This window comes from Aeribacillus sp. FSL M8-0254 (assembly GCF_038008845.1).
In the GTDB taxonomy this organism is placed as follows: domain Bacteria; phylum Bacillota; class Bacilli; order Bacillales; family Aeribacillaceae; genus Aeribacillus; species Aeribacillus composti.
The window spans coordinates 618,880-631,893 of the sequence record NZ_JBBOZY010000001.1 but is presented as its reverse complement, the minus strand read 5'-3'; the positions used below and the strand labels follow the sequence as shown (position 1 = coordinate 631,893).

At 38.8% G+C, this 13,014-nt stretch carries 12 protein-coding genes; 1 reads left to right on the top strand and 11 read right to left on the bottom strand.

Features of this window, described 5'->3' with window-relative positions:
- Positions 1–8 precede the first annotated feature (8 nt).
- The 8 genes from NSQ44_RS03065 to NSQ44_RS03030 form a co-directional block, all read right to left on the bottom strand.
- Positions 9–1,796, bottom strand: coding sequence for an L-fucose isomerase (locus NSQ44_RS03065; RefSeq protein ID WP_063389244.1), 1,788 nt, complete (start codon positions 1,794–1,796; stop codon positions 9–11).
- A gap of 23 nt (positions 1,797–1,819) precedes the next feature.
- On the bottom strand, positions 1,820–3,292 hold the full coding sequence (locus NSQ44_RS03060) for a rhamnulokinase (protein ID WP_340854848.1): 1,473 nt from the start codon (positions 3,290–3,292) through the stop codon (positions 1,820–1,822).
- Positions 3,293–3,322: 30 nt separating this feature from the next.
- Positions 3,323–3,973, bottom strand: coding sequence for a class II aldolase/adducin family protein (locus tag NSQ44_RS03055; RefSeq protein ID WP_066246786.1), 651 nt, complete (start codon positions 3,971–3,973; stop codon positions 3,323–3,325).
- 145 nt (positions 3,974–4,118) lie between these two features.
- The gene (locus NSQ44_RS03050) at positions 4,119–5,075 is read right to left on the bottom strand and encodes an ABC transporter substrate-binding protein (protein WP_340858103.1); all 957 of its coding nucleotides are present in this window, start codon (positions 5,073–5,075) and stop codon (positions 4,119–4,121) included.
- Positions 5,076–5,179: 104 nt separating this feature from the next.
- Complete coding sequence (locus tag NSQ44_RS03045) at positions 5,180–6,178, bottom strand: ABC transporter permease (RefSeq protein ID WP_063389247.1); 999 nt, start codon at positions 6,176–6,178, stop codon at positions 5,180–5,182.
- Positions 6,179–6,244: 66 nt separating this feature from the next.
- Complete coding sequence (locus NSQ44_RS03040; protein ID WP_340854845.1) at positions 6,245–7,750, bottom strand: sugar ABC transporter ATP-binding protein; 1,506 nt, start codon at positions 7,748–7,750, stop codon at positions 6,245–6,247.
- A gap of 60 nt (positions 7,751–7,810) precedes the next feature.
- Positions 7,811–8,479 carry a transaldolase family protein gene (locus NSQ44_RS03035; RefSeq protein WP_340854843.1) on the bottom strand — a complete coding sequence of 223 codons (669 nt, stop codon included), beginning with the start codon at positions 8,477–8,479 and terminating at the stop codon, positions 7,811–7,813.
- Between the two features lie 35 nt (positions 8,480–8,514).
- Positions 8,515–9,597, bottom strand: coding sequence for a xylulokinase (locus NSQ44_RS03030; RefSeq protein WP_340854842.1), 1,083 nt, complete (start codon positions 9,595–9,597; stop codon positions 8,515–8,517).
- 94 nt (positions 9,598–9,691) lie between these two features.
- Between NSQ44_RS03030 and NSQ44_RS03025 the strand changes: the two genes are divergently transcribed.
- Positions 9,692–10,885, top strand: coding sequence for an ISL3 family transposase (locus NSQ44_RS03025; protein ID WP_340854666.1), 1,194 nt, complete (start codon positions 9,692–9,694; stop codon positions 10,883–10,885).
- 173 nt (positions 10,886–11,058) lie between these two features.
- Here NSQ44_RS03025 and NSQ44_RS03020 read toward each other — a convergent pair whose 3' ends face one another.
- The 3 genes from NSQ44_RS03020 to NSQ44_RS03010 form a co-directional block, all read right to left on the bottom strand.
- Complete coding sequence (locus NSQ44_RS03020) at positions 11,059–11,538, bottom strand: FGGY family carbohydrate kinase (RefSeq protein ID WP_340854841.1); 480 nt, start codon at positions 11,536–11,538, stop codon at positions 11,059–11,061.
- 66 nt (positions 11,539–11,604) lie between these two features.
- Complete coding sequence (locus NSQ44_RS03015; protein ID WP_063389250.1) at positions 11,605–12,033, bottom strand: RbsD/FucU family protein; 429 nt, start codon at positions 12,031–12,033, stop codon at positions 11,605–11,607.
- A 126-nt stretch (positions 12,034–12,159) separates the two neighbouring features.
- Positions 12,160–12,930, bottom strand: a complete 771-nt coding sequence (locus tag NSQ44_RS03010; protein ID WP_130156710.1) for a DeoR/GlpR family DNA-binding transcription regulator — start codon at positions 12,928–12,930, stop codon at positions 12,160–12,162.
- Positions 12,931–13,014 lie beyond the last annotated feature (84 nt).

The following is a 13,014-nucleotide window of genomic DNA, read 5'->3' as shown; positions in this document are numbered from 1 at the left end:
GTTACTTGTTATTTATAGATCGGCCCAAAGTTTTTACATGCTCTGTAATCAGCGCCTTCAAGATCTTTTGTTCCAAACATGCTCCAAGCATCTGGTCTGAATATTTTTTCCTCAGGTACATTGTGCATATTTACCGGAATGCGAAGAATGGATGCCAGCGTGATTAAATCGGCTCCAATATGACCATAGCTGATGGAACAATGGTTGGCTCCCCAGTTATTCATAACCGAGTAAACATCTTTAAATGCACCTTCTCCGGTTAGATTCGGAACAAACCAAGTGGTAGGCCAAGTTGGATCGGTCCGTTTGTCAAGCACGTCATGAACTTCTTCCGGCAAATCAACCGTATATCCTTCTGCAATTTGCAGAACAGGACCCAGCCCTTTAACAATATTTAAGCGCGAAATCGTTACAGGCATGCCGCCTTTTGTTAAAAAGTCAGTTGAATATCCGCCGCCTCTGAAGTATTCAGTTGAAGCAGGTCTAAATTGTGTTGCTTCCAAGCATTTTTTAATATCTTCATCTGTCAATTCGTAGTATGGTTTAATAACTGGTTTGCCGTCTTTTGTTTGTTCTCCTGTTCCATCCAATGCAGCCGCTCCAGAATTAATTAAATGGATGATTCCGTTTGCCGCTCTCCCTTCAAGAGTATAGCCAGTTACCCGCTTGACAGCCTCCGGACTCCAATAAGTTCTCACGTCGGCAAAAATTTGCGCCGTATTAGTTAAAAGGTAGCCGAACAACATGGAAATGCCGTTCAAGTTATCATTTTCCGTTGCAAAAATATATGGCGCTCTTTTTCCGTTCCAGTCAAAAGATGAATTTAAAATCGTTTCCATAAAATCTCCATTTGGAAAATAGTCGGTCCATTGACGCTGTCCTTGGAAACCAGCAACAATGGCGTTTCTTCCTAGAGCTTCTTCTCCATATCCCATTTCTTCTAATTTTTTATTGCCAACCATTAAGTCGCGTGCGATAAGAGCCATTTTTACGCTGATTTCCCAATCTTTTTCCTTCTGCTCTTCTGTTCTTTTAAAGCCGTCGCGATTGTTGTCCGGACCAACTTTACAGTTTTCCTTCACCCATTTTAAGGCTCTTTCATATTCCTCTTTATCGTAAATTTCCAGTTCAATTCTGCGCACGAATTCGCTCATATCCACATATTCATTTCTCATTCCAAGATAGTTTTGGAAAAAGTCTTCTTGCACAACACTTCCTGCAATTCCCATTGATACAGATCCAATGGAGAGATAAGATTTACCCTTCATCATAGCAACAGCCAGTCCTGCTTTTGCAAAACGAATGAGCTTCTCTTTTACATCTTCAGGTATATTCGTATCTCCTGCATCTTGAACATCCTTACCGTAAATTCCAAAGGCAGGAAGTCCTTTTTGGTTATAACCTGCTAGAACAGCAGCTAAATAGACTGCGCCAGGTCTTTCTGTTCCATTGAATCCCCAAACTGCTTTCGGAATGTGAGGATCCATATCCATTGTTTCAGTTCCATAGCACCAGCATGGAGTAACAGTAATCGAAACGCCAACGCCTTCTCTTGCAAACTTTTCAGCTGCTTCTGCCGCTTCTTTTACTCCTCCAATACATGTATCTGCAATCACACATTCCACTGGCTGTCCATTATAATAAAAAACATTTTCCTCCAGTAATTTAGCTACAGCTTTTGCCATGTTCATTGTTGTTTCTTCTAATGATTCACGAACTCCTTTTCTTCTGCCGTCGATCGTCGGGCGTATTCCTATCTTTGGTAGATTTCCTACATATCGTGGATCTTTTGCCATCTTTCATTCCTCCTGTATGTTATTTATTTAATGATTGCTAGAAATGATTTATAATGTTTTTCCCAATGATCACAGTTTTCGGGTTCATATGTTTTAAAGCTAAAGGAGTTGGTAACAATTTTTCTTGCTTCTTCTAAGTCTGCAATTTCTCCAAGGGCAATTAATTGAGAAAGCATATTGCCGATTGCGCTGGCTTCCACCGGCCCTGCATAAACGGTACGCTTTGCGGCGCCAGCAATAAATCGACAAAACCATTTGTTTTGTATTCCCCCGCCTCCCATATGAATCGACCGGATGTTATGATGGATTAAATTTTCCAGCCGTTCGATCACGAAACGGTATTGAAAAGCTAAGCTTTCCAATATACATCTCAAAAATTGCCCTTTCGTTTCCGGAATAGGCTGTAAAGTTTTTTGACAATAATCTTGAATAGCTTTCAGCATGCTTGGCGGGTTAAAAAACGATGGATCATTTGGATTTATAAAAGAACGGAACGGTTCTGCTTCTTCTATCAGCCGGCTTTCTTCTTCATAGGAGATGCCTTCGCCATTATCGTTCCATTCTTTTTTACACTGTTGAATAAACCATAAGCCGGTATTGTTTTTTTGCAAACGGAACTTCCCGTCAAATGTTCCTTCATTTGTGAAGCCCCATTCATAAGCTTCATCTGAAACAACCGGCTTTTCAACCGTCACACCGATCAGCACCCATGTTCCGCAGCTCATAAAACAGCTTGTTTGATCATTTTGGATCGGCATGGCACCTAAAGCACAAGCTGTATCGTGTCCTGGAACCGCGATGACATTGGCCGGATCGATCCCTAATTCCTTATTAATAGATGCTTTCGTTTTGGCCAAAATGCGATTCGTTTCTACCAGAGGTGCAAAATTCACCTTATCTGCAAACAGCTTATTTAAAATCGTCTCATCCCAATCTTTTTTTTCCCAATTTAATAGTTGAGAAGTCGACGAGATTGTAAATTCATTTTTGATTTCCCCTGTAAACAAATAGGCGAACAGACTCGGTGTCATTAATATATATTTTGCCTTTTCTATTAGCTCAGGCCTTGTTTTCAAAATCGCATACAGCTGATAAAGCGTATTGATGGCAGCTGGCTCTACGCCAGTCATTTGAAAAAGTTTTTTCTTATCTATCATCTCATGGACTTCATCCATAAAGAGAACGGTATGTGTATCCCGATAAGAATACGGGTTTTCTAATAGATCTCCTTCCTCAGAAATGAGACCGAAATCTACTCCCCACGTATCAAAACCAATTCCATCGATCCTTTTTCCATAAACCTCGACAAATTTTTTTATTCCTTTTTTCATTTCAGTCAATAAGTAGTTTAAATCCCAATGCAAATGATCTCCGATCGTGATGGGGTTATTTTGAAAACGGTGAATTTCTGTTATGTTTAATTTTTTATTTTCATATTCTCCGAGTATTAATCGACCATTCGAAGCACCCAAATCAAAAGCTAGTACTCTTTTCATGTCATACGCACTCCCGTAAAATAAGCCTGTTTATGACTTCTTCTTTAACAGACTGGCCCGATACTTTTCGGATGATAAATTTCGTAAATCTTCGCACTCTTGTTCCGTTAAAATTCTCGGAGTGCCGACAGTTGAAGCGATGGTAAATACTTTTGCTGATTCTTCGGTTAACTGCATATAAAAAAATGCTTCTTTCATCGTTTTGCCGACTGTGAGCACTCCATGGTTCCTCATCACAATGACATCGCTATCATGGATGACTTCTCCAACAGCATCTGCTAAAAGATTGGTTGTAGGAATAATATAATCTAAGTAGGAAACTTTCTTTACCATTGCAGGAAAATCGGGGAAAAGCATTGGGATATCTTTCCCTGCACTAGAGACTCCAACAGAGTAGCTAGGATGCGCATGCAACACTGCATTGATTTCTGGATTTCGCCGAAAGCATTCTAAATGCATGAGCAATTCGGAGGAAGGTTTTAAATCTCCAAAAACTTCTCCAGTATCAATTTTTACTTTAACCCATTGATCATCTTCAATCTCCTTTAAATCAAAGCCGCTTGGTGAAATGTACATGTATTCACCATCACGCATGCTGAGATTTCCACCGGCTCCAACAACTAAACCAGCATCTACAATTTTATGTGCATATTTTTTTAGTTCTCCGATTACTGCTGACATTAAATTCCACCTCTAGTATATGTTTATCATCTTGAAAACAATTTTTAAGTTTCGTTTCACCCTGTTTTTATGAGCTGGTTAATCTTTTCCGTTTCAAATATTTGTATAACTGGGGCTGCAAAATGCATCCCCAGCTTTCAGGTTATTATTCGTAAAGGGCAGATTTAATTTCTTCATTATCAAGATTGGTTTTGTCATACCAATAGAATCCTGTGTCAATAACCTTTTCTACTTTCTCGCCATTGATTGCTTGAACAGCAGCTTTTACTGTTTCATAGCCGATACCGACCGGATTTTGTGTAATGGCTCCTGCCATTGTACCGTCTTTAATCGCTTCAATTTGCTGTTTACCAGAGTCAAAGCCGATGACAACAATTTTGCCTTGTTTATTCATTTCTTTTACTGCATTAATTACACCGATAGCTGAACCTTCGTTTGCACCATAGATCCCTTTTAAGTCAGGATGCGCTTGGATGATTGCTTTCGCTAAGTCTGTAGATTTTAATTGGTCACCGCCGCCATATTGAATGTCGACAATTTCAATATCTGGATATTTTTCTTTTATTCTCTCAACAAATCCATCTCGGCGGTTAACACCAGTTATACTTGTTTGGTCATGAACAATTAGCGCAACTTTTCCTTTGCCTCCAATTTTTTCAGCCATTTTGTCTGCCGCTAACGCTGCAGCAGCTTTGTTATCTGTAGATGCAGTTGCCAAAGGAATATCGCTGTCAACCCCTGAGTCAAATGCAATAATCGGAATACCTTTTTCATCCGCTTCTTTTAATAAAGGAATTGATGCTTGGCTGTCTAGAGCAGCAAAACCAATTGCATCCGGCTTTTTATCAATAGCTGTTCTTAACATTTCAATTTGTTTGTCGACTTGAGATTCACTTTCTGGACCTTCAAACGTAATTTTTACGTCAAAATCTTTTGCTGCTTGTTCAGCACCTTTTTTAACAGCTTGCCAGAATTGATGCTGGAATCCTTTAGAAACAATAGCGATATAGGGTTTTCCACTGTCGCCTCCTGCGGATTCAGAGCTTCCTTCGCTCTCGTTTTTCGAGGAGCTTCCGCATGCTGACAAAATGAGCGACAACATTAAAATACCGCATAGAGTTAACAACCATTTCTTCACTGAATTTTCCCCCTTATAATTTTTTTATTTTTTAACTCTAGTTTGTAACTAGAGATAAAAAACGGAATTTAACTGCTTTTGCCTCGACGGATAATATCGATATAAACTGCAACCAAAATGACAAATCCAACAACAACTGTCTGCCATTCTTGAGGGATTGACATAATTCTCAAACCGTTTGTTAATACGCTCATAATAAGAGCCCCAATAACTGTTCCTAAAATAGTTCCTTTACCACCACTTAACGAAGTCCCTCCGATAACGACAGCTGCAATTGCTTCCAACTCATACCCGGCTCCCAAAGCAGGTTGTGCTGAATTAAGCCTTGAAGCCATTAAAACTCCTGCTATTCCTGTAAACACACCTGCAACCGTGTAAATGATGATTTTCCATTTATCCGTATTGATACCGGATAATCTTGTCGCTTCTTCATTGCTTCCAATAGAAGTTGTAAAGCGGCCAAAAATAGATTTCGTTAATAAAATTCCTGCAATAATTGCCATAATAATGAAAATTAGGACACCGTTAGGCAAATTAAATCCTGGTATAATTGAACCTAATGCAATTTCACTGAAGCTAGGTTTATCACTAAAATAAATTGGAGTTGCATCTGAAATAACAAGTGCTAATCCTTTCGCGATCATCATCATCGCCAATGTTGCAATAAATGGAGGAATTTTTAATTTTGAAACACTGAATCCGCTTATAAATCCCATTAAAGCACCAGTCAGAATTCCGCCTAAAATGCCGACTATAATTGGCAAATCCCAAAAGACGATAAATACCCCTGTCATAACAGCACATAGCGTCATTCCTGTACCAATGGAAAGGTCAATTCCTCCAGTCATAATAACAAATGTAGTTCCTAACGCCATGATTCCGATAACTGTCGTTGATAATAATATCCCGGTAATATTAGTCCAATTTAAAAAGTTATCGGAGGAAATGGTAAAAAACAGAATAAGTACAATTAAACTAGCAAATGCCAATATTTGTTGCAGTGCATTGGATTTTAATAGATTTCCACTCTTTTTTGTCTCTGTGTTAGGTGCAGTTCCTGTACTCATATTGATCCTCCTCGTTTTGTATTCCAAATCCTTTTGACATAAAGGATACTTAAATCGGACTCCAATTTATGATCTAGTTCGTGTTGCATAATCCATAATCTTTTCTTGAGATGCTTCCTCGTTCGTCAACTCTCCGGTGATTCTTCCTTCACACATGACGATGATTCGATGGCTCATTCTTAATATTTCCGGTAATTCGGAAGAAATCATAATAATGGATTTTCCTTGCTGAGCCAGTTCATTCAGCAGCTGATATATTTCAGTTTTCGCCCCAACATCAATTCCGCGTGTAGGTTCATCAAAGATTAAAATGTCGCAGTTTTTAGCAAGCCATTTGGCAATGACAATTTTTTGCTGGTTTCCTCCCGATAAATTCTTCGCTAATTGTTTGATGCTTGGCGTTTTAATTTTCAGCGACTTTACATACTCTTCTGATGTTACATATCCTTTTGAGTCATTGACAAAGGTCAGCCAATTCACGTAATTGCTCAGTGAAGAAATTAAAATATTCGAATTCACGTCCATTTCAAGCATTAAGCCGTATCGCTTTCTGTCCTCAGACAAATAGGCAATTCCGTGTTTTACTGCATCTTCAGGCTTATTGATTTTCACTTCTTTTCCATTGATAAAAATTTGCCCTTCATCGATTTTGTCAGCACCGAAAATGGCTCTTGCTACTTCTGTGCGTCCAGCTCCCATTAAACCGGCAAAGCCTAAAATTTCTCCTTTTTTCAAAGTAAAGCTGATATTTTCTAACAAGTTTTTGGTCGATAAGTTTTTCACTTCCAGGACTGTTTCAGCCTCTTTTGAAACCGTCGTTGTAGGGCGAGATTCATCCTGGATGTGACGGCCTACCATTAACGAAATTACCTTTTTCATATCTGTATCTTTCGTATATAACGTGTCGATGTATTGACCGTCGCGCATGACTGTTATTCGGTCAGAAATGACTTTCAATTCTTCCATTCTGTGTGAAATATAAATGATGCCAACACCTTTGTTTTTTAAATTTTCAATTAAATCAAATAATGTTTTAATTTCAGATTCCGTCAATGCGGCAGTTGGTTCGTCCATCACGATAATTTTCGCATTGTAAGATAACGTTTTCGCAATCTCCACCATCTGCTGCTTTGCCACTGTTAAATCTGATACTGTTTCTTTAGGATTTAAATTAATATTGAGTTTCTCAAGCAACTCTGCTGTTTTTTCATTCAATTCCTTTTCCTTCAAAAAGAAATTAAATCCGGTGCGAGGCTCCCTGCCAATAAAAATGTTTTGGGCAACCGTTAAATCAGGCATTAAATTTAGTTCTTGGTGTATAATGCTAATGCCCATTTCCTGTGCTGCTTTCGCATTAGGAATTTCAACTTTGTTGCCTTCTAAGTAGATTTCACCTTCATCTTTTTGATAGACTCCAGACAAAATTTTCATTAAAGTCGATTTCCCAGCACCATTTTCGCCAACTAATGCTAGAACTTCCCCATAATTTAAATCCAGTCGAACTTTTGATAATGCCTTTACTCCAGGAAAACTTTTGCTTATCCCTTCCATTCTTAATAATTGAGCTGACATCCTATCACCTACTTTACGTAACTGTCATGATCCGTCCTGAATTTTTGTTCCACTTTTACATTAATAAGATTTTTCAGATTTTTTCGCGGAATGGTACTGCTTCCAATCTTTTAAAAACCCTTTTAACCCGATATTTGTAAGATCTGACGCAAACATTTTCTTAAAAATATAAAATGGCATCGTTACAGCATCTGCGCCTGATTTTGCAAGATCAACGACAACCTGCGGATTTCGGATGCTTGCTCCAATAACTTTCGTTTCCGCATGCATTTGATGAATAATTTCTTTTGCCTCTTTAATAAATTGCAGCCCGTCAATCGCATGATCATCCATTCTTCCGATGTAAGGGCTTATAAAATCCACCCCTGCTTTGGCAGCTAATACAACTTGAGGCAGTGTATAAATAAGAGTCATATTCACCTTTATGCCTTCCTGTTTCAATTGATAAGCTGCGGATAATCCTTCTTCAGTCATCGGGAGTTTAATGACAATATCTTTTCCCCATGTGGACATTTCTCTCCCTTCAAGGATCATTTCTTCAGCTGTTTCTCCTGTTACCTGGCACCAGACTTCTCCATTAATTTTGGAGGAAATATCCACAATAATTTGCCGAAACTCTCTATTTTCTCTTGAAATAATGCTTGGATTTGTTGTAATCCCTGCTAAAAAGCCATATTTTGAAGCAAATTCTATTTCTTGTTCATTTGCGGTGTCTAAATAAATGTCCATGATTTTCCCCCTTTCTCGCACAATTGTTTGTACATTTATTCAACCCCGTTCCATTGATTAAAAATCGGCTCCACTTGTTTATAAACTTGTTCAAACGCTTTCAAAGCTGTTTGATAAGATTGATGGTTGCGTTGATCTGGTTCAAATGATTCAGCTTCAACACACCAAGCTTTCGCTGCTGTCAAATCTTTCAGAAGGCCTACTCCTACACCGCCTGCAACCGCAGCGCCCATCGAGGTCGTTTCATCCAAAATTTTCGGTATACGGATGGTAACACCGAAAAGATCAGCCAGCATTTGCCGCCATATTCTGCTTTTCGCTCCGCCTCCAAACAGCCATATGTCTTGAAATGGTCGATCATAATTTTCTTGTAGAGCATCGAAAATAAGTTTTAAATTCATTGAAATCCCTTCCAAAACAGCACGAATCAAATCAGAACGTTTATGATTGATCGTTAATCCTATGAAACTGCCTTTTGCGTTTGGATTCCACCAAGGAGACCGCTCCCCCATTAAATACGGAAGAAAAATCAATTGATTGGAGCCGATTGGTGAGCTTTCAGCCTCTTCATTCATCATTTCATAAATATGCTTCGCTGTATCCGTTTTCAAAACGTCTTGAAATAGTATGTCTCTTAACCATTGAAAGGAAGTCCCTGCTGCTTGCATCGTTCCGATGGGAATATATTTATTTTCATCCAAATGGATAAAATTGAATGTCCGCATTTCTTGATCAAAAACTGGACGAGATGATGAAAATGAGATCCAGGAAGAAGAGCCAATGTAATTAAAAATATCTCCCTCATCAATCGCACCTGCACCTAATGCAGCACAACACCCATCTGCACCGCCTATTACAACAGGTGTACCAGGCATCAGACCTGTTTCTTCCGCCGCCTTTGAATGAACTTCACCAACAACCGCTGTTGAAGGCAAAATCTCAGGCAATTTTTCATCATCAATTTGCCATAATTTTATTAATTCTTCCGACCATTCTTTCTTTTTAATATTTAATAGATTCGTGCCGCTTGCATCAGAATAGTCGGTGGCAAATTTACCCGTTAGTTTAGCAATTATATAATCTTTTGCTTGTAAATATTTAAATGTTTGATTCTTCATCACTTTTGGTGATTTTACAGTAAAAAAGAAAACATTTTAGAATTCCTGGCAATAATGTTAGCTAGCACACCACATTAATTAGGAGGTTTCTAAAATGTTTTCTGTACCACTAGAATTGCCAGAATTTAAAGTTATTAAACAAGAAATGCATTCTACTCATTATACCGTCCATGTTGAAAGAAAAGAGAAGGAGGCACGCTGTCCCCAATGTGGCTTTTTCACCTCTTTTGTCCATGACAGGAGGACAAGAAAAGTACGTGATTTATGCGTACTAAATAAGCCACTATATCTTTTGGTGTGTGTAAAACGGTACAAATGTGAAAACTGTCAAGAGATTTTTACAGAAACGTATGAATCCATTATGTCACGCCAGCACTATACCAATCGATTTCGACTTTTTCTGTATGAACAAGTCTTGGGAACAACCATTCAGGATGTCAGCCGTAAACATGGTATAGCTTATTCCACTGTAGAACGTATTTTTTATACGGTTGCCCAGGAAAAGGTGGACCTTCATGAAGAATATCTTGAAAAAATGCAGGACCAACAAGACATGGCCCTAAGTCTGGATGAAGTATCCGTCCGAAAAGGCCATAAATACGAAACGGTCCTCTTAGATGCCAACCTAGGTGCTGTCATGGGGATGGGCCAGAACCGCGATTATGAGTCAACGCTGAAGCTTTTAAACCAAAAGGTAGTGGCTTCTGACCGGGTAAAAACCATTGTCATGGATATGTGGGACCCTTTCCACAAGGCTGTCCGGAAGGCTTTTCCATGCGCCGATATTGTCATTGATAAATATCATGTGGTTCAAAAGGTAACTCAAGCTTTAGATCAAGTCCGTAAGAAAATTCCTGGCTTGAAAAAAAGTCGTTTCCTCCTCTTGAAAAGTTATGAAAACTTAAAAGAATATCAAAAAGAACAGTTAGATGAACTCTTGGAAACACATGATGAGCTGGCTTACAGCTATGGTCTGAAGGAACTGTTTCGGGACGTGTATAGATCCCCTGACTATGAGACAGCTCAAGTGCTCCTAACCGAGTGGATTCAATTCGCATGGAGTAGCCCTTTTCCGTCTTTTCATGAGGCCGCCAAGACACTGGAAAATTGGAAAGTGCAAATCCTGCAATACTTTAAGACACCTTTTACAAACGGAAGAACAGAAGGAACCAACCATAAAATTAAGAACATAAAACGCCGGGCTTATGGATATAGGAACCTACATCGATTTAGAACACGTGTATTTTTGGAATGTACAGGAAAAACTTATCAAGAACAGGCGTCCTAGCCCCTCCTTCTTCAGCATTATGGTGGATGATAGTTGGTGGAAAGGAAGCCGTCAAGGAAAGCACTTGACCGCTTCCTTTCCACCAACTGGCCGGTCTGTAAGCTGAAGAAGGAGAGATTGTGAGGGGCCATAATCTAGCTAACTAATTGCCAGAATTGTGCTTAAATCACAAACTATGGTGAAGAGACAAATGTTTCTTTATGAACAGCTGGTTCATTTTCTTGAATCCAATTAATTTTTGCTGCAGAATAGGATGGGGATAATCTGTTTCCAGTAATTTCATAGTGTTCTTTCATTCCTATCTTTTCTGCAATTGTTTCTGTTTTTTGCGCCGAACGCATATCAGCCCAAATAATTGCATTTCTTACAGCTTCTCCTTTATGATTGACTGGGACAGCCCCCATCATCTGGCCGCTGAACGTAATGCATGCAATTTGTTTCGGATCAATTTTTGCTTCTGCAATAAGTTGTTTTGATGCATTTGCCACGGCATCCCACCAATCATTCGGATTTTGTTCAACCCAATGCTGCTTCAAAAAAATGGTGGAATATTGATAGGTAGTATGAGCTATGATTTCACCGTCCGGCGATATTAATGTGGATTTATTTCCGCTTGTCCCCAGATCATGAGCAAGAATAAATTTTTGCACCATATTGTCTCCACCATCCTATCGCTTCCATCTTGAACGGAAAATGTACTAGTTTCCCAATGAAATCTATTATGAAATGACACCTTTTTTTAAAATGATATTGGCATAAAGCGCACTCTCGCTCGTTGCGATAATTGCATAAGCATTTTTGGCTCTTTCATAAAAGCTGAATCTCTCCATAAATTCTATATCCCATGGTTCGGAACATTTTTTCTCCAGAAGTTTTTTATATTCGTCCCAAATGGCCGGTTTGCTTTCATTTTGGTTTACTACTTGCATGAGAGCCACCGGTTTATCCACAAAAGTATCCAACGGAAACAAATCTAAGATAGAATCCAACAGCTCAGGAACACCATGTCCGTCAGCTCGAACCAATCTTTGAGCAAAATTTGCTGCCGGAAAATTCCCGTCTGCAATGACAATTTCGTCTCCATGGCCCATTTCCATCAAAATTTTTAACAGCTCAGGAGAAAGATTCTTTGGAATACCTTTTAACAACGCTTACACAACCTTTGTTTATTTTTGTTTGTTTTTATATTATCAAATATACCAAAAAAAATAAAGAGTGCTATTATAAAAAATTTTTTGTTTTTTTTGTTTTATTTTGAAACAATTTGACTGCTTTTATGATAAAGGAACGATTGTAATTTTTGTGTTTTTTCCTTCAAACTCTTTTTTATATGCTGGATGGATATTGGAATCTGTAATAATTTCGTCCACTTTCTCAATATGATTGATTAAAGCGAACGTCCGAACGCCAAACTTGCTGGAGTCAACTAGTAAAATGGTTTTATCTGCTATCTCCATCATTTGCTTTTTTATTAATGCTTGCCATTCATTCGAATCGCTGAGACCGCCTTCAAGATGCACACCTTTGCAGGATAGGAAAGCTTTATTGACATGGTATGTTTCCAAAGATCGTTCTGCGAGAGGACCAATATACGATAATGATTTTGAAGAGAGCATTCCGCCGGTTGACATTACTTTAATTTGATCTTTGACACTTAATTCAATTGCTACTCTAATGGAATTTGTTATAACTGTTAGTGGTACATTCGGCAGTTCCTTTGCCATATACCATGCCGTCGAACTTGCATCTAAAACAATCTGGTCTCCTGGTTGTATGAGCTTAACTGCTTCTGCAGCGATTGCTTTTTTTTCTTTGGCATTTGTGACTTCACGTTCTAAATAGGACAATTCGAGCTGCTGGTCTCTTTCAATGCTGACCGCTCCCCCGTGGCTGCGCAGAAGCCTCCCTTCCTTTTCCAGCTTTTCTAAATCTCTTCGTATCGTCTCCTCCGTGACTGAAAACATTTTGCTAAGCTCCGCTACTCGTACACTTAATTTTTTGTTAACGATTTCAACTATTTTCCTATGTCTTTCGGCTACAAGCACCTTGCACGTCCCCCCAATATGTTCTTAAGTTTTTCAATCGTTGACAGAAAATAATATACCACATTACCCCAATATGTCCTAAAG

Coding starts and splice junctions, on each gene's coding strand:
- NSQ44_RS03065 (WP_063389244.1), bottom strand. CDS start 1,796: ATGGCAAAAGATCCACGATATGTAGGAAATCTACCAAAGATAGGAATA.
- NSQ44_RS03060 (WP_340854848.1), bottom strand. CDS start 3,292: ATGAAAAGAGTACTAGCTTTTGATTTGGGTGCTTCGAATGGTCGATTA.
- NSQ44_RS03055 (WP_066246786.1), bottom strand. CDS start 3,973: ATGTCAGCAGTAATCGGAGAACTAAAAAAATATGCACATAAAATTGTA.
- NSQ44_RS03050 (WP_340858103.1), bottom strand. CDS start 5,075: ATGTTGTCGCTCATTTTGTCAGCATGCGGAAGCTCCTCGAAAAACGAG.
- NSQ44_RS03045 (WP_063389247.1), bottom strand. CDS start 6,178: ATGAGTACAGGAACTGCACCTAACACAGAGACAAAAAAGAGTGGAAAT.
- NSQ44_RS03040 (WP_340854845.1), bottom strand. CDS start 7,750: ATGTCAGCTCAATTATTAAGAATGGAAGGGATAAGCAAAAGTTTTCCT.
- NSQ44_RS03035 (WP_340854843.1), bottom strand. CDS start 8,479: ATGGACATTTATTTAGACACCGCAAATGAACAAGAAATAGAATTTGCT.
- NSQ44_RS03030 (WP_340854842.1), bottom strand. CDS start 9,597: ATGAAGAATCAAACATTTAAATATTTACAAGCAAAAGATTATATAATT.
- NSQ44_RS03025 (WP_340854666.1), top strand. CDS start 9,692: ATGTTTTCTGTACCACTAGAATTGCCAGAATTTAAAGTTATTAAACAA.
- NSQ44_RS03020 (WP_340854841.1), bottom strand. CDS start 11,538: ATGGTGCAAAAATTTATTCTTGCTCATGATCTGGGGACAAGCGGAAAT.